The 21,918-nt window shown below is 63.8% G+C and carries 21 protein-coding genes; 9 read left to right on the top strand and 12 right to left on the bottom strand.

The annotated features are described in order from the left end of the window. Nucleotides 1–487: 487 nt before the first annotated feature. From LPW39_RS16600 to LPW39_RS16575, 6 genes are all read right to left on the bottom strand, one after another. Nucleotides 488–691 (bottom strand): hypothetical protein, encoded by a 204-nt coding sequence (locus tag LPW39_RS16600; RefSeq protein WP_230777760.1) that lies wholly within the window; start codon nucleotides 689–691, stop codon nucleotides 488–490. A gap of 237 nt (nucleotides 692–928) precedes the next feature. Continuing rightward, the gene (locus tag LPW39_RS16595; protein WP_230777756.1) at nucleotides 929–1,357 is read right to left on the bottom strand and encodes a type II toxin-antitoxin system VapC family toxin; all 429 of its coding nucleotides are present in this window, start codon (nucleotides 1,355–1,357) and stop codon (nucleotides 929–931) included. Continuing rightward, a complete protein-coding gene (locus tag LPW39_RS16590; RefSeq protein WP_230777753.1) occupies nucleotides 1,354–1,608 on the bottom strand; it encodes a FitA-like ribbon-helix-helix domain-containing protein in 255 nt (84 codons plus the stop codon). Before LPW39_RS16590 ends, LPW39_RS16595 begins: the two co-directional genes overlap by 4 nt. 250 nt (nucleotides 1,609–1,858) lie before the next feature. After that, on the bottom strand, nucleotides 1,859–2,275 hold the full coding sequence (locus LPW39_RS16585) for a hypothetical protein (RefSeq protein ID WP_230777750.1): 417 nt from the start codon (nucleotides 2,273–2,275) through the stop codon (nucleotides 1,859–1,861). Between the two features lie 689 nt (nucleotides 2,276–2,964). Continuing rightward, on the bottom strand, nucleotides 2,965–3,486 hold the full coding sequence (locus LPW39_RS16580) for a demethoxyubiquinone hydroxylase family protein (RefSeq protein WP_230777748.1): 522 nt from the start codon (nucleotides 3,484–3,486) through the stop codon (nucleotides 2,965–2,967). An 89-nt stretch (nucleotides 3,487–3,575) separates the two neighbouring features. Continuing rightward, entirely contained in the window at nucleotides 3,576–3,881 is a 306-nt protein-coding gene (locus tag LPW39_RS16575) for an addiction module antidote protein (protein WP_230777746.1), read from the bottom strand. 245 nt (nucleotides 3,882–4,126) lie between these two features. Between LPW39_RS16575 and LPW39_RS16570 the strand changes: the two genes are divergently transcribed. The 6 genes from LPW39_RS16570 (at nucleotide 4,127) to LPW39_RS16545 (ending at nucleotide 10,307) form a co-directional block, all read left to right on the top strand. Next, entirely contained in the window at nucleotides 4,127–4,546 is a 420-nt protein-coding gene (locus LPW39_RS16570) for an Ohr family peroxiredoxin (RefSeq protein ID WP_230777744.1), read from the top strand. 33 nt (nucleotides 4,547–4,579) lie between these two features. Further along, nucleotides 4,580–5,893 carry an ATP-binding protein gene (locus tag LPW39_RS16565; RefSeq protein WP_230777734.1) on the top strand — a complete coding sequence of 438 codons (1,314 nt, stop codon included), beginning with the start codon at nucleotides 4,580–4,582 and terminating at the stop codon, nucleotides 5,891–5,893. A gap of 40 nt (nucleotides 5,894–5,933) precedes the next feature. After that, a complete protein-coding gene (locus tag LPW39_RS16560; RefSeq protein ID WP_230777723.1) occupies nucleotides 5,934–6,683 on the top strand; it encodes a response regulator in 750 nt (249 codons plus the stop codon). Nucleotides 6,684–7,061: 378 nt separating this feature from the next. Then, nucleotides 7,062–8,084 (top strand): alpha/beta fold hydrolase, encoded by a 1,023-nt coding sequence (locus LPW39_RS16555; RefSeq protein ID WP_230777708.1) that lies wholly within the window; start codon nucleotides 7,062–7,064, stop codon nucleotides 8,082–8,084. 33 nt (nucleotides 8,085–8,117) lie between these two features. Continuing rightward, a complete protein-coding gene (locus LPW39_RS16550) occupies nucleotides 8,118–9,872 on the top strand; it encodes a cytochrome c biogenesis protein DipZ (protein WP_230777705.1) in 1,755 nt (584 codons plus the stop codon). 57 nt (nucleotides 9,873–9,929) lie between these two features. Next, nucleotides 9,930–10,307 (top strand): nuclear transport factor 2 family protein, encoded by a 378-nt coding sequence (locus LPW39_RS16545; protein WP_230777696.1) that lies wholly within the window; start codon nucleotides 9,930–9,932, stop codon nucleotides 10,305–10,307. 6 nt (nucleotides 10,308–10,313) lie between these two features. On the opposite strand, the gene ggt is transcribed toward LPW39_RS16545, so the two are convergent. The 4 genes from ggt to LPW39_RS16525 all read right to left on the bottom strand — a co-directional run bounded on the left by ggt (nucleotide 10,314) and on the right by LPW39_RS16525 (nucleotide 14,763). Beyond that, nucleotides 10,314–11,900, bottom strand: a complete 1,587-nt coding sequence (gene ggt, locus LPW39_RS16540; protein ID WP_230777687.1) for a gamma-glutamyltransferase — start codon at nucleotides 11,898–11,900, stop codon at nucleotides 10,314–10,316. Nucleotides 11,901–11,903: 3 nt separating this feature from the next. After that, a complete protein-coding gene (locus tag LPW39_RS16535) occupies nucleotides 11,904–13,121 on the bottom strand; it encodes a diaminopropionate ammonia-lyase (RefSeq protein WP_230777684.1) in 1,218 nt (405 codons plus the stop codon). Nucleotides 13,122–13,326: 205 nt separating this feature from the next. Beyond that, nucleotides 13,327–13,803: an Lrp/AsnC family transcriptional regulator gene (locus LPW39_RS16530; protein WP_230777681.1), complete on the bottom strand. Its 477-nt coding sequence runs from the start codon at nucleotides 13,801–13,803 to the stop codon at nucleotides 13,327–13,329. Between the two features lie 51 nt (nucleotides 13,804–13,854). Next, on the bottom strand, nucleotides 13,855–14,763 hold the full coding sequence (locus tag LPW39_RS16525) for a LysR family transcriptional regulator (RefSeq protein ID WP_230778318.1): 909 nt from the start codon (nucleotides 14,761–14,763) through the stop codon (nucleotides 13,855–13,857). 128 nt (nucleotides 14,764–14,891) lie between these two features. On the opposite strand from LPW39_RS16525, the gene LPW39_RS16520 reads away from it, so the two are divergent. Both LPW39_RS16520 and LPW39_RS16515 read left to right on the top strand, forming a co-directional pair. Continuing rightward, nucleotides 14,892–16,073, top strand: a complete 1,182-nt coding sequence (locus tag LPW39_RS16520; RefSeq protein WP_230777678.1) for a M20 aminoacylase family protein — start codon at nucleotides 14,892–14,894, stop codon at nucleotides 16,071–16,073. Nucleotides 16,074–16,093: 20 nt separating this feature from the next. Next, nucleotides 16,094–17,101, top strand: a complete 1,008-nt coding sequence (locus LPW39_RS16515) for a Bug family tripartite tricarboxylate transporter substrate binding protein (RefSeq protein WP_230777676.1) — start codon at nucleotides 16,094–16,096, stop codon at nucleotides 17,099–17,101. Nucleotides 17,102–18,206: 1,105 nt separating this feature from the next. Here LPW39_RS16515 and LPW39_RS23525 read toward each other — a convergent pair. Together LPW39_RS23525 and LPW39_RS16505 are read right to left on the bottom strand one after the other, a co-directional pair. Further along, nucleotides 18,207–19,811, bottom strand: coding sequence for an IPTL-CTERM sorting domain-containing protein (locus LPW39_RS23525; RefSeq protein ID WP_230777673.1), 1,605 nt, complete (start codon nucleotides 19,809–19,811; stop codon nucleotides 18,207–18,209). Between the two features lie 436 nt (nucleotides 19,812–20,247). Then, entirely contained in the window at nucleotides 20,248–21,111 is an 864-nt protein-coding gene (locus LPW39_RS16505; protein ID WP_230777657.1) for a transglutaminase-like domain-containing protein, read from the bottom strand. Between the two features lie 300 nt (nucleotides 21,112–21,411). Between LPW39_RS16505 and LPW39_RS16500 the strand changes: the two genes are divergently transcribed. Continuing rightward, nucleotides 21,412–21,900 (top strand): hypothetical protein, encoded by a 489-nt coding sequence (locus tag LPW39_RS16500; RefSeq protein WP_230777654.1) that lies wholly within the window; start codon nucleotides 21,412–21,414, stop codon nucleotides 21,898–21,900. Nucleotides 21,901–21,918: the final 18 nt, after the last annotated feature.

Raw genomic sequence — 21,918 nt, 5'->3', positions numbered from 1 at the left:
CGCGCAACTCTCCCAGGCCGGCTGGACCATTTGCTGAGTCTGGGAGCACATGATTGAGAACGATCTAGACAGTGCTAATGCCGGTGCAAATCTGATCAGTTGGGGGTCAAGATTGCATCGGCCCTAACAGCGGTAGCTCGAACAGGTTGGCGTATCGGGCACCTCCTGCGAGAACCGGCGGAGCTTTCGCTACCTCATCCGAGTAAACTGGGGCACAGACAAGAAAGCCGCAGCCTCTGCGAAATAGAGACCGCGGCTTACGTCGTGGATATGCTCCTGGACGCCAATCCCGACTGCGCTTTACTGGCCCAGCGGCGTAACCGTAGCACGGTAGGAATGGAATAGCTAAGGCGTGGCGCATTATTGAATCCCCTTCTCTGCCCGAGACTGTCGACACTCATGACTGACGCGGTAGCGGCCCGGCTGGGTCGGGAAGCCGCCACAGTCGGTGACCGCGACCGCTGCCGTAGAAGCCCGCACCCTCCCTCTAACCACCCAACGCCACTACAGGCTCCAACCGCGCCGCATGCCGCGCCGGCATCCAGCCAAACACCAACCCCATCACCACCGCGCACCCAAAAGTCAGCAACATCGCGCTGACCGACAGCACCACAGCGCCACCCAATAAGACCAGCACCGCGCCAATCAACACACCAATGACCACACCCACGGTTACGCCCACCATGGTCACAGCGGCCTCCAGCTCGATTCACGGGCGCACCAGCGGCGCACCCGAATCTCCTGACTTACCATCCTTGAACAGTGGTCGCACAGCTTCTAGCACTAGCCGATGGTTGCCCCTGGAGGTAACTTCACGCAGCCCACCTCTCAGCCATATGGTCGGACAGCCCAACCAACTAGTTGTCGACTTTGAGATGGAGGCGCATCAGGTCGACGACGCGATCTGTGCCGCTGCTTGAACTTAGCTTCAAAAGGTTTTCGCCTGCCATGGGTTGATGACGGTAACGCCTGCAGCCTCGAATGGGCCGGTATCTCTGGTCGCAACAGCGAACCCGTTGGCAGCCGCGATTGCCGCGATGTAACCATCGGCCGTGGCAATAGCCAAGCCAGCATTGCGAGCCTTCGACATCAATGCCGCGTAGGCTGGAGTACAGGCCAAGTCGAAGGGCAGCACCCGGCCAGCAAACAGCGGTAGCACGCGCTTTTCCAAGTTCTCTTGCAGGCCTGCTCGCCGCTTGCCGATCGGCAGCAGGGCGACACCCGCCCGCAATTCTGCCACGGTAATGGAGGACAGAAATAAGGTCTCCATTGCCTGGGCGTCGATCCACTCGATCACTCGCGGCTCAGGTGCCTGGCGGAGTGGCTCTGACATCACATTGGTGTGGAGCAGGATCATTCGAAGCTGACTGGCCGTGCAGACGCCTTGTCGCGCGCCTGTTCAAACACCGCGAATTCTTCATCGCTTAGCTTGGCCTGGCGGCCCATGTCGGCCAGAAGTGAACCCAGCTTCACGCGCCCCTTGGGGCTGATCGCGGATTCGAGTATTTCGCGCGCCTCCGCTTCCATGCTCTGACCGTGCTGGGCAGCACGGACGCGCAGAGCACGGTGCACCTCTTCAGGAAGGTTTCGAACTGTCAACATAGCCATGGCAATCTCCTCGAATGCATTCGATGCATGCATTTAACTACTTTGTATTCATCCACAAATAAACTGACTAAGAACGGCCACTCGATTCCAGCCATGCCTAACCGAGGTCAAAGATTCAACATACGCCGTCTGTTAAATCTTCTGAAAAGTCTCGTAGACCTCCATACAACGCATATTTTTCGATCAACTCTCCTATAGACAGCTTGCCGAGAGCGGTCTGCGCACTCTCAAACTAGGCAAGTGCTGTCATTCATCCTGCGGCACCTTTCTGCCCCTCGGCAGCCTTCTCATTCGCCCGATGCAGCACCGCCTGCGCATCCTCCGTCAGGGCATACAAAGCGCTGTGCAGACCGCCTTGCAGCCACTTGCTCAGCTTGAACGACCCGTCATCATCCGCCCCAATCAGCAGAGCCGATATGGCACTCAAGCCATACAAACGCGTGTTGATCGCTTGGGCTTCACACTCCGTCAGCGCCAGGTCGTCCGTAAAGCCGCCAGCCCTGCGGAGCCTGCAGATCTCGTGAATGTCCAAAGGCTGGTCGCCAAGGTCAGCGAGGGCTTGGATGGCATCGGCATAAGCGGTATCCGGGCTGGAGGTATCCGAGCTGCAATCCACGGATGAGCCGGCTTTTGCTGCCGCGCGGGCAGTTTGGGGATTGCTGTTCATGATGACGCCTCCTGACTGCGGGACAGGTTGCGCAGTACAGGCTGTAGTCCCTGTACGGCCATGTGCAGCGCGTTGTGCGCGTCGAGACGGAGTTGGATAAGGGCGCTTTCGCCCATGCAGGAAGTGGGCGCAGAGATGCGCGCGAGGGAGGACTGAGCCATGGTGGACTCCAGGTGGTGCAGTTTGCTAAAACCACCCCCTCCCACGCCAATAGAAGGCGGTAGCTCGAACAGGTTGGCGTACCGGGCACCTCCTGCGAGAACCGGCGGAGCTTTCGCTCCCCCATCCGAGCCACCATAAACCGGGGCACAGACAAGAGAGCCGCAGACTCTGCGAAATAGAGACCACGGCTTACGTCGTGGAGATGCTCCGGGACGCCAATCCCGGCTGCGCTTTACTGGCGCAGCGGCGTAACTGTAGCACGGCAGGAATGGGAGTGTTGAGGTGTGGCGCATTATTGCGCCCCTCTTCTGCCCAAGCCTTTCGGTCCTCCTCAATGAAGCGGTACCGGCCCGGACGGACCGGTAAGCCGTCACGGTCTATGGCATTGATGCGCTCCAGCCTATTGGCGATGTATAGGGTCAGTGCTTGGGCGTTAAAGGAGATAACCTCAGCCCACCCAGGCTGGGGTTAGAGGACTTTTTCGTGCTTGGTATTGCTTCGTCGCGCGTAGGCGTTCCAACAAGCCCTCATAACCGAATTCCCAACCAGATGACGGTTTGTGTCGATGCAGCGACCACCGGTGTCAACACTTTGGGCCAGAACTGGCCAGGCGCCAGATGCATCACCGACTGCTCCAGATGCTGCTCTTCATCCGCCACGATTTTTGCAATGGCCGCGACCGCAGCATCATCTTGACACTCCAGCAAGTGGATCTGATGCTTCAAGTGGCCCAGCACGACGCGCTCTACAGCAGCGGTCGTTGCAGCAATCGCCTGCAATCCGAAAAGTGCCGTTATTGAGCCCAGTGCAAATCCACCAAGTCCGCACAACCAATAGCTGCGGCAACGGCTGGTACCTCTGCGCTGAAGCTCGTCCCAGAAGATGGTGCGATGCGATTCTTCATGCGCCTTGAATGCCTGGAGCGTTGGAACGATTGTCGGCGCAGTCCATCGCGCGACCAGGATCTGAGCGGCATAGATATTGACAGCGCCATGCTCCCCTGCATGGTTCACCTTAAGTACTCGCTCGGCAAAGTTTTTCGCCTTCATAGATCGATCAGTTGCGTCATACCCGGTGTGACATTTGAGATTCGTGAGGTCCAGCGCCTTCCGGCCACTCCCAAATGGTTAGGCAAATTCTAGGGATTGATCGGCTGCGCAACCAGGCGAACACCGAGCGCTGCACACACACGCCAAATGGTTTCAAAGCGCGGATGGCTGCCCGGACGCAGCGCCTTGTACAGCGCCTCTCGGGTCAGGCCGCTGGCACTTGCTATGTCGCCCATGCCACGCGCGCGCGCAATCGCACCCAGGGCATGCGCAAGCTCGGAAGGATCTTCTTCCTCCATCACCAAGGTCAAATAGGCGGCCACCTCTTCATCCGTTTTCAAATGCTCTGCCATGTCAAAGTTCGGCAGCTGCGCTGTGTTAAGTGGATTCGTCATCGCTAACTCCTAAGCCTCTTCAGGACCATCGCCAAGGCCACGCCACTTTATTTCTCCGCGATTTCCTGTCATGGGGCACCCAGCCTAGCAGCCTGCCAATCTCGACACCCAACACTTTTGTATAGTTTTGTACACTGCCTCTCCCAGCGCTACATTCGGTCAGAAAACCCCTTTGCCAAAGCGCCACGGGCTTGAACAATCGCTCCGTCAGTTTGACAAAACAACACCTCCCAAAGGATTTGACCATGAGCGCAGCACAAGACAAGGTTCTCTACACCGGCCGCACGACGACCACTGGCGGCCGCTCCGGCGCATCGCGCAGCGATGACGGGCATCTGGATATTCGCCTGACCCAGTTTGGCACGGCAGGCACGGGCACCAACCCCGAGCAGCTGTTTGCGGCGGGCTGGTCGGCCTGCTTTATGGGCGCGATGGCACGCGCGGCGCAGCCGCTGGGCGTCAAGCTGCCGGCTGACCTGGCGGTCGATGCCGAGGTGGACCTGGTGCAAAACGCCGAGGGCTTTGCATTGGCGGCGCGGCTCAACGTCAGTGTGCAGGGCGTGGCGCATGACCAGGCGCTGGCCGTGGTGCAGGCGGCGCACCAGATCTGCCCGTACTCCAAGGCGACACGCGGCAATATCCAGGTCGATCTTTCCGTGGCCTGATCGCCCTTTCGCTCCCCATCCGGCTTGACCTCCATGCGCAGCATTCTTCAACGGCTTGTCCCTTCCACCCTGCTGGCGCGCGTCGCCTTGCTGGTGGTGCTGGGCATGGGGGTGGCGCAGCTGCTCACCTATATGGCCATTCGCCATGAACGTGAGCAGGCGCTGATGCGGCTGATGATCAGCGGGGTCGAGCGCGATATCGCCAGCTCGGTCGCGCTGATCGACCGGCTGCCGGCCAACGAGCGCCAGGATTGGTTCCCCAAGCTCGAACGGCCCAACTACAGTTTTTCTTTGGAGGGTGCGGTCAGCAACGCCGCGCCCACCGACCCGGCGCTGGCCCGCTTTGCGCAGGTGGTGGCCGATGCCTTGCAGCCCTTTCCGGTGCTGGCGATGGGCCAGCTGGGCGACCGGCCCGATGCCGTGCGCATCCAGCTGCGGCTGAGCGACGGCGCACCGCTGTACATCGTGGCGCGCCGCGTGCCGATGCCGGTATCGGGCTGGGTCACCTGGCTGCTGCTGGGCCAGTTGCTGGTGCTGGCAGGCCTTGCCTGGCTGGCGGTGCGCCTGGTCACCCGGCCTTTGGAGAGGCTGGCCACCGCGGCCGACCAGCTGGGCCCCGACCTGCAGCCCACCGTGGTGGCCGAGGCCGGCCCCGCCGAGGTGGTGCGCGCCGCACGCGCCTTCAACGCCATGCAGCGGCGCATGGCCGGCTACCTGAACGAGCGCATGCAAATCCTCGCCGCTATCTCGCACGATCTGCAGACCCCTATCACCCGCATGCGTCTGCGGGTGGACCTGATGGACGACATGCCCGATGCCGACAAGTTTCGCCAGGACCTGGAGGCCATGCGCAGCCTGGTGCAGGAAGGCCTGAACTATGCCAAGACCCTGCAGGGCTCCGACGAAAAAGTGCGGCGCCTGGACATGGATGCGCTGCTGCGCAGCATCGTCAATGACTATGCCGACACCGGCAGCCCGGTGACGATGGACGGCGCTGCAGGCCAGCCCATCCGCACCCGCCCCAATGCGCTGCGCCGCATTCTGGGCAACCTGATCGACAACGCCTTGAAATACGGCCAGCGCGCCGATGTGCATCTGCGCCTGCAAGCCGGCCATCTGTGCATCGATGTCTGCGATGCCGGTCCTGGCATCCCCGAGGAGCAGCTTGCAGCCGTGCTGCAGCCCTTCTACCGGGTCGAGGCCTCCCGCAACCGCGACACCGGCGGCTCCGGCCTGGGCCTGGCCATTGCCCACCAGCTGAGCCTGTCGCTGGGCGGCACCTTGAGCCTGCACAACCGCCCCGAAGGCGGCCTGCGCGCCAGCCTGCAGTTGCCGGCCACCCGCTGAAACCCACTGCCACCCACTGACACCACCCCAACCTTCTGCCATGACAAGCACCTCCCCTGCCAGCGACCACATCCTTTTGGTGGATGACGACCGGGATATCCGCGACCTGGTCAGCGCCTACCTGCAAAAAAATGGCCTGCGTGTGACCACCGCACCCACGGGCCGGCATATGCGGCAGCTGCTGGAGACCGCCGGCCCGTTCGACCTGGTCATCCTGGATCTGATGCTGCCCGGAGAAGACGGGCTGACCCTGTGCCGCGACCTGCGCGCCGGCAAGTTCAAGACCACGCCCATCATCATGCTGACGGCACGCGGCGATGAGACCGACCGGGTGCTGGGGCTGGAGATGGGCGCCGATGACTACATGCCCAAGCCCTTTGCCGCGCGCGAGCTGCTGGCACGCATCAAATCGGTACTGCGGCGCACCCGCATGCTGCCGCCCAATATGCGCAGCAGCGAGGAGGCGCGCTTTCTGGCCTTTGGCGACTGGCGGCTCGATACCGTCGAGCGCGTGCTGCTGGACCACGATGGCGTGATGGTGTCGCTGAGCGGCGCCGAATACCGGCTGCTGCGCGTGCTGGTGGACCACCCGCAAAAGGTGCTCAGCCGCGACCAGATCCTGTCCATCACCCAGGGGCGCGAGGCCGAGCTGTTTGAGCGCTCGATCGACCTGATGATCAGCCGCCTGCGCAAATGCCTGAACGACGATGCCCGCGAGCCGCGCTATATCAAGACGGTGCGCAGCGAAGGCTATGTGTTTGCCAGCCAGGTAGAGGCCCAGGATGTTTAGTGTTCGCAAATGGCTGTATGCCTGCATGTTCTTGCTGGGCTGCGCCGCCGCTGAGATCGCCTCGCCCGCAGGCAGGCCCTGCCCCTTGGCCAGCAGCAGTACGCCGCTGCGCAAGCGCGGGCCCCGCGCTTAAGACCGCCAAGCAGCCCCCATCACACCCCACACCGCCACCTTTCAGGTGGCGGTGGCGTTTTCGGGGTCGGCCATCACGGCTTTGTATAGCTGTGTATCTGCCCACGCCACGTGCTACACGGCCATGCATTTGGGGGCACGCATGACACATGCCACATACATGGCAGCGGTCTACTAGCTAACAGCCAAGACAAACAAGTTTCGGCACTGAGCACCCCAACCACCTTCACCCAGCAAAGGCCCTCCATGAACCCGATCACCACCTCCTCCCGCCGCAGCTTCTTGGGCCATGCCGCCCTGGGCCTGGCCCTGGCACCCATGGGCAGCTTGCTGGCCAGCAGCGCGCGCGCCGCCAGCCCGGCAGGCGCCACCAGCTTTGGCCCGCTCAAGCAGATCGATGCCGGCGACCTGCGGGTGGAATACGCCGAAGCGGGCCCCGCCAACGGCCCCGTCGCCATCCTGCTGCACGGCTGGCCTTATGACATCCATGCCTTTGTCGATGTGGCGCCGCGCCTGGCGGCAGCGGGCTACCGCGTCATCGTGCCCTACTTGCGCGGTTACGGCGGCACGCGTTTTCTGTCGGCCAGCACAGCACGCAACGGCCAGCAAGGCGCGGTTGCGCAGGACATCATTGCGCTGATGGATGCGCTGGGCGTGCGCCAAGCCGTGCTGGGCGCCTTTGACTGGGGCGCGCGCACCGCCTGCATCATGGCGGCGATCTGGCCCGAGCGGGTCAGCGGCCTGGTGTCCGTGAGCGGCTACCTGATCGGCAACCCCCAGGCCAATGCCAAGCCCCAGGCGCCTGCGGCCGAATATGCCTGGTGGTACCAGTCCTACCTGGCCACCGACCGGGGCCGCGACGGCTATGCCGCCAACCCCGCCGCCTTCAACCGCTTTATCTGGCAGCAGGCCTCGCCCCAATGGCAGTTTGACGATGCCACCTACCAGCGCAGCGCCCAGGCATTTGACAACCCCGACCATGTCGCCATCGTGGTGCACAACTATCGCTGGCGCATAGCACTGGCACAAGGCGAATCGCGCTTTGATGCGCTGGAGGCCCGGCTGGCCAGCGCGCCCCGCATTGCCGTGCCCAGCATCACGATGGAGGGCGATGCCAATGGCGCGCCGCACCCCGCGCCTGCTGCCTATGCCGCCAAGTTCAGCGGCCCCTACCAGCACCGCAACCTGGAAGGCGGCATTGGCCACAACCTGCCCCAAGAGGCGCCCGCCGCCTTTGCCCAGGCCGTCATCGACGTCACCCGCATATAAGCCCGCCCTTAACCAGCCACTAAAGGAGCTGCCATGGCCTTGTACCTTGTTGCCTTTGCCGCCGGGGTGCTCAGCGTGCTGAGCCCCTGCATCCTGCCCGTTCTGCCCTTTGTCTTTGCACGCCAGGGCCAACCCAGCCGCCACGGCAGCCTGCCACTCTTGATCGGCATGGCGCTGGCCTTTGCCGCAGCCGCATCGCTGGCCGCCGCTGCCGGCACCTGGGCGGTGCAGCTGAGCCAGTGGGGCCGGAGCCTGGCGCTGCTGGGATTGGGCGTGTTTGCTGCGTCCCTGCTGTTCCCCCGCCTGGCCGCCTGGTGGAGCCGGCCGCTGGTGCAGATCGGAGAAAAGCTGGCGACCCAACAACCTCAGCAGCGCTGGCTGCATTCCGCGCTGCTGGGCGCGGCCACCGGTCTGATCTGGTCGCCCTGCGCCGGCCCGGTACTGGGCCTGCTGCTGTCGGGTGCCGCATTGGCAGGGCCCGGCACCACCACCAGCCTGCTGCTGCTGTGCTATGCGGCCGGTGCCGGCTTGGCCCTGTGGGCGGCCATGCGCATCAGCGCCGGCACACTGGCGCGGCTGCGGGCCCATTGGCTGCCGGGCGAGCGCGGCCGGCGTGTTGCAGGCGCCGCGATGCTGGCTGCCGTGCTGGCCGTGGCCACCGGGCTGGACAGCCGCCTGCTTGCACAATCGGGCGCATTGAGCGGTTTGGGCAGCAATGGGCTGGAAAGCAGCCTGCTGGAAGCGGCGATGCCCTCCGCCCAAGCTGCCGAGTTGGCGGGCAATAACCCAGGCGCCCCTTACACCAGCCCCCTGCCGGTGGAATCGACCCGCCCCAGCCTGGACGGCGGCACGCAATGGCTGAATGCTGCGCCTCAGTCCATCCCCGCACTGCGCGGCAAGGTGGTGCTGGTCAATTTTTGGACCTACTCCTGCGTCAATTGCCTGCGCACCCTGCCCTATGTCAATGCCTGGGCGCAAAAGTATGCCGATCGCGGCCTGGTGGTGGTGGGGGTGCATGCGCCTGAATTTGCCTTCGAGAAGGACCGCAGCAATGTCGAGAAGGCCCTGCAGCAGCTCAAGATCAGCTACCCCGTCGTGCAGGACAACGGGTTTCGCATCTGGCGCGCCTTCAACAACCAGTACTGGCCGGCCCTCTACCTGGTCGACGCGCAAGGGCGGGTGCGCCACCACCAGTTTGGCGAAGGCGGCTATGCGGCGACCGAGCGCGCGCTGAACGAGCTGCTGCGCGAAGCCCAGGTGCCCTCGGCGGCAACGGCAGCTGCGTCTACTGCAAACACCGTCCCCGACACCCAGGGCTTGGGCATGGCCGCCGACACCGCCAGCCTGCGCAGCCCCGAGCTCTACCTGGGCTACGACAAGGGCGGCAGCCTGCGCCTGGCAGGTCGCCCCGCCCCCGACAAGCCGACGGACTACCAGCCAGCGGCGCTGCGCCTCAACACCTGGACCTTGCAGGGCAACTGGACCTTGAAGCCCGAGTGGGTACAAGCCAATAGCGCCGGCGGCCGCCTGGCCCTGCGCTTTGAGGCCCGCGATGCGAACCTGGTGCTGGGCGCCGCCGGTGCCAGCCCGCTGCGCTTTCGCCTGACCATCGACGGCCAGTCCCCTGGCATCCACCACGGCAGCGATGTCGATGCCCAGGGCTACGGCCAGGTCGATGCCACGCGGCTCTACCAGCTGGTGCGCCAGCAGGGCCCGGTGAAGCAGCGCACGGTGGAGATCGAGTTTCTGGATGCGGGTGCACGGGGCTATGCGTTTACGTTTGGCTAGGCGGCTTTGCGTTGCGCGCCTACTAAGATCTGAGCCTTCACCCAGCACACCCCCATCATGGACCCCACCCTGACCCAGCAGCTTTCCCAACTGGAAGCCCAGCTCCACCTTCCTGATATCCGCCACCAGCCCGAGCGCGTGTCGCAATTGCTGCACCCGGCCTTTGAGGAGACGGGCCGATCCGGCCAGCGCTATACGCGAGATGTGGTGGTGGAGGCGCTGCGCGCCGAATCGACCGCTGCCGAGATCGTGGCGGACGGCTATGCCGCCAGCGCGCTGGCACCCGGCGTGGCGCTGCTGACCTACCGCAGCGCCCAGTGTGATGCGCAAGGCACTCGCAGCAAGCACACCTTGCGCTCGTCGATCTGGTTGCTGACAGATGGCGTTTGGCAGCTGCGCTACCACCAGGGCACGCCGGCCCAGGATAGTTGGTAGCCGGTTTTAGTACCCCAGCGCCAAGCCATCACGCCGGCCATCCGAGCCGCCCAGCAATACGCCGCGTGCCTGGTCGATCCAGATCGCATGGCAGGTGCCCAGCGGGTGCGCCGCAGCGACAGGCAGGTGGCCCTTGGCACGCAAGCCGGCCCACAGAGCCTCAGGGACGGTCCGCTCCATCTCGAACTGATCCCCTCGTGCCAACAGGCGCGGGTGGTCAATCGCCTGCTGGATGGACATGCCGTAGTCCACGATATTGCTGAGCACCTGCAACTGCCCGGCCGGCTGAAAATGCCCGCCGGTGACGCCAAAGGCCATGACGGCCTCGCCTCCTTGGGTCAGCAGCGCTGGGATGATGGTGTGCATGGGCCGCTTTCTGCCGGCGAGTTGGTTGGGGTGGCCGGCCTCCAGGCTAAAGCCGCAGCCCCGGTTGTGCAGCAGCACGCCGCTTTGGTCGCTGACCCGGCCACTGCCAAAGTCGTCGAACAGCGAATTGATCAAGGACACCGCCATGCCATCGGCATCGACGACCGAGATATAGACGGTGTCTTTGTGCTCGGGCGCGGGCGTGGGCTGCAGGCCGTGCTGGCGGCGGTCCAGATCGATCTGCGCCAGCCATTGCGCCACCCGCTGTGGGGACAGCCAGTCCTCTGCATCGCAGCGATGAAAGCGCGGATCGCAAAGCTGGGCATCGCGCTGCGCATAGGCGACGCGCGCAACCTCTGCTTGCAGATGGAAACGCTCGGCACTCAAGGGGCCCCAGGCTGACAAATTCAACCGGTCCAACATCGCAGCCATCTGCAGCGCGACAATGCCTTGGCCGCTGGGCGGGCACTCCCAAAGGCGGTAGCCCCGGTAGGTGGTAGACAGCGGCTCGACATACTCCGGCTGGTAGTCGGCCAGGTCGTCCAGCACCATCGCACTGCCGGCGCGCTGCAGGCTGGCGACGATGTCTTCCGCAATCCAGCCTTGGTAAAACACATCGGCACCCTGATCGGCAATGGCGCGCAGCGCGGCGGCTAGCGGCAGATTGCTGCGCAGGTCGCCCAGCTGCGGTGGCAGCCCACCCGGCATAAAGATGGCGCTTGCTTGCGCGGAGGCCGAGACCTTGGCTGCACTCAGCGCCCAGTCCCGCGCCAGCCGCTCGGTCACCCGGTAGCCCTGCTCGGCAGCGGCGATGGCGGGGCGCAACAGGTCGCCAAAAGCCAAGCGGCCATGGTCGGCCACCAGCCGCTCCCAGGCACGCAGGGCGCCGGGCACGGTGACGGCATGCACATTGTCTGCGGCGATCTGCTGCAGGCCCTCGGCCCGCAGGCGCTCTGCCGTCAGCGCACGCGGCGCCCAGCCGGCACCGTTCAAGGCGACGGGGGGCAAGCCGCGTTGTTTGAGCAGCGCAAAGCAGTCGCCGCCAATACCGGTCTGCGTGGGCTCCACCACTGCCAGCATGGCCGCCGCTGCGACGGCTGCATCGACGGCATTGCCACCGGCGCGCAGCACATCCAGCCCGGCCAGCGCAGCTTGCGGGTTGGAGGTGGCGACCATGCCCTGGCTGGCCACCGATACCGGGCGGCCCGGGGTTTCAAAGGCACGCATGGCTCAGCGCGCCAACCAGGCGGCCTGGCGTGCCTCGACCGCGGCAGCCGGTTCGCCCACCAGCTCGGCATAGACCTGGGGCGCCGTGGCACCTTCGGTGTTGATGATGAGCACCCGCGACTGCGCATCCAGCCCCAGCGCCGCCCAGCCGGCCGCATCGCCGCGCAAGACCTGCAAAGCGGCCAGGCCCGCCACACCGGATTCGCCCGCCACCACGGGGATATCGCCGCCTACGCCCTGGGCCAGGGTCCGCATCGCGGCAATGGCTGCGTCGTCCTCCACGGTCATAAAGTGGTCCACGCTGGGGTCCAAAAACTTCCAGGCCAGCGGCGAGGTCTCGCCACAGGCCAGGCCGGCCATCACCGAATCGACCGAGCCCGTCGCCTGGGCTGGGCGCCCCTGGATGGCGCTTTGCAGCAGGCAATCGGCCTGGGCCGGCTCCACCACCACCAGGCGCGGGCGCTGCGCGCCATGCACTTCCCACAGGTAGCTGGCCAGGCCAGCAGCCATGCCGCCCACACCGCCTTGCAAAAACACATGGCTGAAGGCACTGGCGCCGCCCGGTTGCGTGCCGGTCTGCTCGATGACTTCGGCCGCGATGGTGCTATAGCCCTGCATGACATCGCGCGGAATGTCTTCATAACCTTCATACGAGGTGTCCGAGATGACCTGCCAGCCATGAACCTGCGCCAGGCGGGCGGCCTCTTCGACCGAGGCATCGTAGTTGCCGGCAATGCGCACAACCTCCGCACCAAAGGCGGCAATCGCCTGCTCGCGCTCGGCGCTCACCTGGGCATGCAGCACGATCTGGCAGCCGCAACCGGCATCGCGCGCGGCAGCGGCCAGGCTGCGGCCATGGTTGCCATCGGTGGCGCTGATGACGGTATAGCCCTTCAGTTGCTCGGCATAGCGCCCACTCAGGATGGCGGCCGGATCCAAGCCGGGGTGCAGGCGCAGAATCTGCCGCACCAGCGCCACCGGCGCGCCCAACGCCTTGAAGCTGCCCAGGCTGGAGCGCAGCGATTCATCCTTGAGGCTGAAGCTGGCAATGCCCAGCTGCTGCGCCAAGCCAGGCAAATCACGCAGCGGCGTGGCCTGGCGCGCAATGCCCTGCCAGCTGCTGAGCCAGCGGCGGCTCTCTTGCGCGCGCTCCACGCTCATGATGGCTTGCAGGTCGGCGGGGTAGGCACTGCGCTGGGCGCGGGGGTTGGCGATCAACATTGAGGGGGTCTCCAGGGACAAAGGGCAAGGAGGTTGAGGGAGGCCTGCATGGCTGGCCTGCATCCTCAACCGCTACCCGGCCATCGTAGAGGTGGCACCCTGGATTTTTGTCCCTGTATCACGCCCCAATACGGAACGATTTACCGTTTTTCTTTAGACCACTGCGTGCTTATTGCAAGCCCGCAGATCCGCCACTGCAACTCCATTAATCCGGCAGCCCGATCGGCAGCGCCATGCCGGTTTTCTCGCGCTCCATCGCCACAAAGGTCTTGAAGCGTTTGACGTTGTTGCTGCTGAAAAACAGGTGCCGGGTCAGCGCGTTGTAGTGCGCCATGTCGCTGACGGCCAGGATCAGGATGAAGTCCCACTCGCCCGTCACGTAGTAGCACTGCTGCACTTCGGGGCAGTCCATGAAGACGCGTTTGGTGGCATCGAGCAGGTCCACCCGCTCGCTCTCGGCCTCCACGCCGACGATGACGGTGAGCGGGTAACCGACGGCGGCGGGCTCGATCTCTACCGTGTAGCGCTTGATGACGCCCTCCTCGCCCAGGCGTTTGAGCCGGCGGTTGACGGCAGCGGTCGAGAGGTTCACCCGCGCGCCTAGTTCGGCCTGGGGCAGGCGCGCATCGCGCTGCAGGTGGGCGAGCAGTTGCAGGTCAAAGCTGTCCAGGTGTGATGCCATCGTGGTCTCTCCAGCCGCGCAGTATGCACTGTCCGGTTGGCGCATCGCGCATCAGCTCGCAGAAAACGCCGCCACCATCTGCCGCAGCAGTTGCGACGCCACCGGCGACAGCGGCCGGCCGCTGCGGGTGACCATATGCAGCTGGCTGTGGTTGAGCACTGGGCTGGCCAGCGGCAGCGACACCAGAGTATCCAGCGCCACGCCCTGCAGCGGGATGGAGCGCGGCGTCATGATGTAGCCCAGGCCCATCACCGCAAAATCCCACAGCACCTTGAAGGAGTTGGTGGTCAGCATGGGCTGCAGGCGGATGTTTTCCTCCAGCTCGGCGGCCTGGATGTGCTTGCGCACGCCAAAGGATTTCTCCAGCGCCGCACCCGGGTAAGGCGCCAGATCGGCCAGGCTCAAGGGCCCGCTGTGGCTGGCCAGCGGATGGCCCTTGCGCACATGCACCCGCACGGGCGCCAGCCGCGCATGGTGGGAGCGCAGGCGCGCATCGTTGGGTGGCTGGAACACGATGCCGATATGCGCCCGGTCCTCCAGAATGCACTGCACGGCCTCTTCGGTGCCCGCCACCTTGATGTGGTAGCGCACATCGCCATGGGCTTTGATGAAACCCTGCAGCACCGGGCCCATCACCATGTCCAGGGTGCCCTCGCCCAGCACCAGGTCCAGGTGGCCTGATTGCGCGTTCTTGAGGCTGTTGACCTCGGCGACAAAGGTGTCGTGCAGGTCCTGCTGGCGGCGGGCAAACAGCGCCAGCATGCGGCCGGCATCGGTCACCACCACGCCCCGGCCACGCCGCTCCAGCAGCACCAGGCCGGTGTCCTGCTCCAGCCGGGCCACCGTGCGGCTCACCATCGACGGGTCCACCGCCAGCACATCAGCGGCGCCGCGCACCGAGCCGGTTTCCATGATCTGCAGCAGGCACAGCGCCCGCTTGCGGTCCAGCACATCGTCCATACCCAGGTTCAACATTGCTCGCCTCCGCCCATTGTTGCGATTCTTGCAACGTTTGATTGCTTGCGTTGTCATGGACGCGACGGATGGCGCTTTCGATAATGGTTTGACTTTTTTGTGACGGCCCCACCATGAACGCACCTCTCAACCCTGCCTTGCTATCTGCCGTACAGGCCCTTGCGCCTGAGTTTGTCGGCATCCGCCACCAGATCCATGCTTTCCCGGAGCTGGCCTTTGAGGAGCTGCGCACCAGCGACCTGGTGGCCGAGCGCCTGCAGTCCTGGGGCTATGAAGTGCACCGGGGCCTGGGCAGCACGGGCGTGGTGGGCCGCCTCAAAAAAGGCCAGGGCAGCCGCAGCATCGGCATTCGTGCCGATATGGATGCGCTGCCAATCCAGGAGAAAACCGGCCTGCCCTACGCCAGTACGCTGAGCGGCAAGATGCATGCCTGCGGCCACGATGGCCACACCGCCATCCTGCTGTGCGCGGCGCGCTACCTGGCCGAATCGGTGGACTACAACGGCACCCTGAACCTGGTTTTTCAGCCAGCGGAAGAGAACGAAGGCGGCGCCTTGCGCATGGTCGATGACGGCCTGTTCGAACAGTTTCCCTGCGACGAAATCTATGCGCTGCACAACACGCCGGGCCTGCCGGTGGGCCAGATCGGCATGATCACCGGGCCCGCGATGGCCTCGTTCGACCGCGCCACCGTGACCTTGACCGGCCGCTCCGCCCATGGCGCCATGCCCCACCACGGCATTGATGTGATGCAGGCCGCCGCCAGCATCGTGCTGGGCCTGCAGTCGCTGGTCAGCCGCGAGGTCGATGCGCTCAAGTCGGCCGTCATCACCGTCGGCTCCATCCAGGCCGGCGCCACCTACAACATAGTGCCGGAGAGCGCGACGATCAAGATCGGCATCCGCGCGCTCAACCCCGAGGTGCGCAACCAGATCGAAACCCGGCTGCGCGACTTTGTCAGCGCCCAGGCCCAGAGCTACCAGCTCCAGGCCGATCTGCTGTACGAGCGCAAGTACCCGGTGCTGGTCAACCATGCTGCGCAAACCGAGCGTGCCCGCGAAGTGGCCGCCAAACTGCTGGGCGCCGACAACGTGGTGACCCGGGGCCCGGTGATGGGCAGCGAAGACTTTGCCTACATGCTGGAGCACCGCCCCGGCGCCTATGTGCGGCTGGGCAATGGCCTGGGGCAGGACGGCGGCTGCATGGTGCACAACCCGCTGTATGACTTCAATGACAAGGCCCTGCCCATCGGCGCGGCCTTCTGGGCCAGCCTGGCACAAAGCTATCTGCAATAAACCCACCGAGCGAGAGCACCATGCACACAAACCATCGCCGCCAGTTTCTCCAATACGCCAGCCTGCTGGCAGGCGCCCCCTGGCTGGCCACGCAACAGGCCTGGGCAGCCGATGCCTACCCGACCAAGCCGCTGTCGCTGGTCGTGCCCTACCCCGCAGGCGGCGCCAGCGATACCGCCGCCCGCATCTTTGGCGAATCGATTGGCAAGAGCCTCAAACAGCAAGTCGTGGTGGAGAACTATGGCGGCGGCACCGGCCTGATCGGTGCCAACAAGGTGCTGAGCGCGCAGGCCGATGGCTATACCTTCTTCCATGGCTCCATCAACGAGGTGTTTCTGGCGCCCATGCTCAACCCCTCGGCGCGCTATAGCCCGAAGGACTTCAGCCTGGTCGCGCCGATCAGCGAAGCGCATATCGTGCTGCTGGCCCGCAATGGCCTGCAGGCCGATTCGTTGGACAAGGTGATTGCGCTGGCCAAGCAAAGCAGCGCCAAGCCGCTCACCTATGCCACCGTCGGCATTGATTCCATCTACCACCTGATGGGCGAGGCGCTGTCCACCCGCGTGGGTGCGCCCCTGCTGCATGTGCCCTACAAGGGTGGTGCACCCGCGCTGCAGGGCGTCGCCGGTGGCGAGGTGGACCTGGCCATCCTCGCCTACCAGACCAGCTTTGATGCGATGCAGGCGCAGGGCCGGCTCAAGGTCGTCACCAGCTTTTCCAAAGAGCTGCCCACGCCGCTGGCCCATATCCCGCTGATCAGCCAAAGCCAGCAGCTGCCTGACTTTGCCTACACCATCAGCGGCGGCTACTTTGTCAAACAAGGCTGCCCGGCCGAGCGGGTCAGCCTGTTGCGCAGCGCCATTGGCGCGGCCCTGCTCAACCCCGAGATCCGTGGCCGCCTGGAGGCCGAGGGCCGCACCGTGGCCCAGCCCACCAGCAACCAGGCAGCCGCCAACCAGGCTTTTGACCAGTACCTGCTGCGCGTGGGCGAGCTGATCCGCACCGTGGGCCGCAAGCCCGTCGCCTAAGCAACCTTGGCAGGATCGTCGCCAATGGCGATGTGCGCGGATCGGGATGAGGGTCAAGAGGTCATTGGCATTCCATCGCGCGCGATTGGCGCTATTGGCGCTATTGACGCCATGGGCAACCCGGCGAACTGCCCGAGACCACGTTGAAGCCAGGGCAGCGGGTTTCGCAAAGGGGCCTTCAGGCGCACGCAGTGTCGGCGCCCGTCCCAGTCGCCCGCCTTTGCGCGCAGGGCTGGCCCTCTCCCTGGCGCCGGGCTTTTTCATAGCCATTCACTGGCGGCACTGCTACTGGGAGGGCTGTCGCGCGCCGGGCAGCCTGCCGATGAAGGCCGTCAAAACTAGTACATAATATTGCACCACCAACAATCAGTTGCGTAGTGTGTGTGCTAGCAATTCCCACACTCAGTAACGATTGGCACCAATCACTGACCCGCCGCTTCTGGCGCGTGAGCGTGAATGGGCGCCATTTAAGCAAGCACTCATAAGAAATATTGAAATACTTGATTTTTGGATAGGTTGATAGCATTAAGCATAAGTCGGTGGAGTTTCTTCCAAAAACCCTGAAGCTTTCAGAAAGCTGACATTTGTTGAATTTATGACAACCAAAGCATCATAGTTTTGACATATGATCTCGATTCCTCTGGAGGGAGGTAGAAGTACAAGAAAAGGAAAACGACCTTGGAGCCCGCATCATGCGGGCTCTTTTTTTTGTCAATTGCTGACTATTGCGCGTTTCGTTTAACAGGCAAATACCGATCGCCGCCCTAGAATTTGAGCATCGGTTTCGCCGAGTTCATGCGCACCCTCCCTCCCTCTCTTGACTTGCATGAACACCCTGATTTTTCAGGATCGGCTTTCTTTTGAATGCAATGCCGCCCCACCAGGGGCGGCATTTTTTTGATCCAGCGCCGGCACAAGCTCAACCGCAAAACTCTGCGCCAGATCAAGAAAGCAGTGTTTCCGCAACACACCTCACTTGCTGCTTGCAGCGCAGCAGTGGGTGACTGAGCCCCGGAGGCTTCGCGGGCAGCTAACCCAGCCCCGGCTGCGCTGCCGCTGCCCAGCCCTGCGCCCGCACTACAACGGCCACTGCGCACAGATCAGATCAGCCCTGACGACGCCCACGGCGCATCGCCGCCAAGCCCAGCGCTACCATCAGACCGCTCAACAGCCATTGGCCCCATTGCGATAGCGATGGCACGGGCGTTGCGGCGACGGACTCTGGAATGGGTTCGGGAACCGGTTGCGGGATGGGCTCGGGAACAGGTGGTGGCGCCGGCTCGGGTACCGGATCTGGCGCTACCGCGTCGATGGTGATGGAGACGGCCGCTGTGCTGTTGCCACCAGTGCCCTGCACCGGGAACACGCTGTCCTGCTCAGCCGTACCGCGCACTTGGCAGACAACAGACTGACCTTCTGAAATCGTGCCGGGAGAAGTCCAGGCGGCACCGTCAAGCGTACATGCGCCGATCTGCACGCCTGCGGGCAGACCTGTCACAGTGCAAGAGGCATTGGCCATAGCCGCCGTACCGCTGTTGGTGCATTGGAAGCTGCCGGTGTAGGCATCGCCCTTCTTGCCGGAAAGGGGCAGGCCAGCCAGGTCAATGCGCACATCGGCAGCGGTGGTGAACAGCAAGGTGGCAGTGTTGTTCGCCGTCACCGTTTCGCCATTCACCACAGGGTTGACAAACGCTGCGCTCGATGCAGGCGCTGCACCGGCGGCACGCACCAAAGCGACGCTGTAGCTGATCTCCCCGGTCAATGCATCCAGTGCAGGGACCGTGCATGCAAACCCATTTTGCGGAGCCGGCAGACCAGCGCAGCCGTTTGGCAGCTGCTGGGCGGTGTAGCCCGCGGGCAGGGTCACCGATGCCGTCGTCGGCACCGTGCTGGCGGTGCTGCCCAGGTTCTTCACTTGCAGAGTGTAGGTTTGGGGCGCGGCGGCCAGCGCAGCCGGGCCGGTGAAGGTGACTGACAGGTCCACATCGGGTACTGCCTCGTTACAGGCACCGTCTTCATCCAGTGCCGCCTTGGCGAATGCGGCGATGATCTCGTTGGAGCGGGCCTGGGTGGTGTCGCTATCGGTGCCAAATGGCGATGCGTCTGCAGTCAGAAAGGTGCAGCTGCCACCGTTCATCGCCGACTTCGGCACAAAAAAGCCATAGGCCGAGGTACGCGCTGCAGCCACCGGAACGGCAGTGCCTTGAGGCAGGTACAGCGCGTTGGGGGTTGGGACATTGCTGATGGTCAGATACGCTGCGCCCTGCAAGGGGTTCAGGCTGCTGAAGCTGGCCTGGTACGGAGAGGCGGTATTGAGAGGGGCAGCGACCTTGCCGCCCACCTGTGTCGCAGGGAGACTGATACCCCATTGGGTGGCGTCGTTGAGAATTTTCACGATCGGCGTCAGATTGCCAGCGACCGCGCAGCAGCCATCGGAGAAGATGACAAAGGCGGTCTCCGGGCGCGTGGTCATCGCCGTTTTCAGCACCTCAATCTGGTTGACGTTCAACGGCTCAAATACCGTGGTCACCACCACGAGCTTCTTGCCGTCAAAAATAGAGGGATTCAAAGGCGTGGCCTGTGAGAGCCAACCCCGGCCATCCACCCAGCCTTCGCCAGCCTTGCCAAAGCGGTTGGTCAAGCCACCCGCAGTGAAGGTCAGAATATTGAAGTTATCAGGAGCGGCCTTATCCGGTGTGAGATAGAGCACCTCTTGTCCCCATGAGATGCCTGGGACCGCAGCAACGAGCGCCAACAAGGCAGCCGCCATCGCGCGTTTGGCCGTACCCCATCGCTTAAACAACTGTTCAAATAACTTCATAGATTTCCAAAGGCTAAGATTGCGCGAGAATTGTCACAGAATTAACAATTCATTTACCCTTGGATACCTAAATTCAGTCGCCTAGTCTCCTATCAGTTGTTTAATTGACACGAATTCGTAACGAAATCAGCCCTATCGCGAGCCACAGCCAGGTCAAAATCTGGAATCCCGGCGCCGCGCGTGAAATCGACCCCAGTTTCAGTGCGCGCTATCGCATCGGCTCTACAACCTGAAGCAAGGATTGTCAATGGGCGCACACTTACCTCCAGGAAAGCCTGGCACGCCGGGACGCAGGTGCCGTAGAGCCCCACGCCCCAGCCATGGATCAGACCACCGACGTTGACAAGCCCTGGTCTGTATGCACCGGCAGCTGCCATTGCGCGCCGTTGTGCTCAGCCACCATCTCGATGCGCGGCGCCTCACTGGTGACACCACCGAAGATCGTCGCAAAGGCTGCGTCGGCGGCATCGCGTCCGGTGGCCAGCCGCATCATGCCCATGGGGATGGCAGTGCCCGAAGGGTCAAACATGTACCAGCGTCCGCCCAGGTAGACCTCGACATAGGCATGAAAATCCGGCGGACCCAGCGCAGGATCGGCGCCATAGTCGGTGCCGGTCACAAAGCGCGCAGGCAGGTTGATGGCGCGGCACAGCGCAATCATCAGGTGTGCAAAGTCGCGGCAGACGCCGACGCAATCGACCATGGTATCAATCGCCGATGTGGTGCCGCATGAGCTGTTGGAGCGGAACTTCACGTGCTGCTGCACCCAGTCGCACACGGCCTGGGCCCGCGCATAACCGGGAGGCAGATGGCCGAACAGGTCGTAGGCAAAGCCGGCCAGCCGGTCGGACTGGCAGTAGCGGCTGGGGTAGATATAACGCAGCGCATCCAGCGGCAATTGGTACAGCGGCACCTCCGCGATCTGCATCGGGTCATCGCTGTAATGGGATATCTCCACCGTGGCCTGGTAGTTGAGCTTGAGCGGACCCGTCTGCGCCTGCAGGCGCATATTGCGCTGGCCGCTGGCGTCTTGCTCAACGCTCCAAATGGCAGCCGTCTGGTTCACCGTCAGGTTTTCAGACATCACCGTCTGCTGGGGTGTGTGGGCGGGGTGGAAATTGAAGAAAAAGTCGGCGCTGGGGGTATGCACTGAATAGGCAAGCTCCAGAGAAAACTGAAGTCGAATCATGGCGTGAGGTTTACGAGGCCATCGTTGAGGAAGATTCCTGGCTGGTGGCAGATCCAGCCCGCATCCAAGTGGCAAACGGCTGCGCTGTCATCAGTATGCAGCGCAGCGCTTGTCTCGTCTGTCAGGTAAACGCCCTGCGCCTTTGTGGTCCCTGGCCACGTGGCTGCAAGGCCGTGTTGACAGGCCAGCGCAGGCCCGTCGTACCAGGGCTGCTGCGCTTGTCCTACGGCCTGGACGCGCTCGGCGCAGCACCATGGAGACACCAGGACGGAAGTCCACCACCGAACCAAGGAGCCCAGCATGACCCATCCCCAAGACCCCAAACTCAACCCCGATCCGATCACCGATGAACCTGGCGCCCACCCCATTGGCACCGGCATTGGTGCAGCCGGCGGCGCACTGACCGGCGCGGCTGCAGGCTCGGTCGCAGGCCCGGTCGGCACCGCAGTGGGTGGCGTCGTCGGCGCTGTCATCGGCGGCCTGGCCGGCAAGGGCGCGGCCGAAGCCGTAAATCCCACTGCTGAAGATGCCTACTGGTCGGACGCCTACCAGCGCGAACCCTACTTTGCCGAAGGCTATACCTACGACGACTATGCCCCCGCGTACCGCGCTGGCTACCAGTCGGTGCGCGATGGCATTGTCGATTGGGACGATGCCCGCAGCGACTGGGAGCGCCGCTGGCAAGCAGAGCGTGCGCAAAGCCGCCTGGGCTGGCCAGAGGCCGAGCCCGCTGTGAAGGCTGCCTGGGAACGCGCCAACCGCTCGTACAAGCAGACCAACCAGGGCTAATTCTCCAGCCTTTGAAGC

It is taken from the genome of Comamonas koreensis (assembly GCF_021026195.1).
Classification (GTDB): domain Bacteria; phylum Pseudomonadota; class Gammaproteobacteria; order Burkholderiales; family Burkholderiaceae_C; genus Comamonas; species Comamonas koreensis.
Note: the sequence above shows the minus strand (reverse complement) of the source record. Positions and strands in the feature narration are given on the sequence as shown.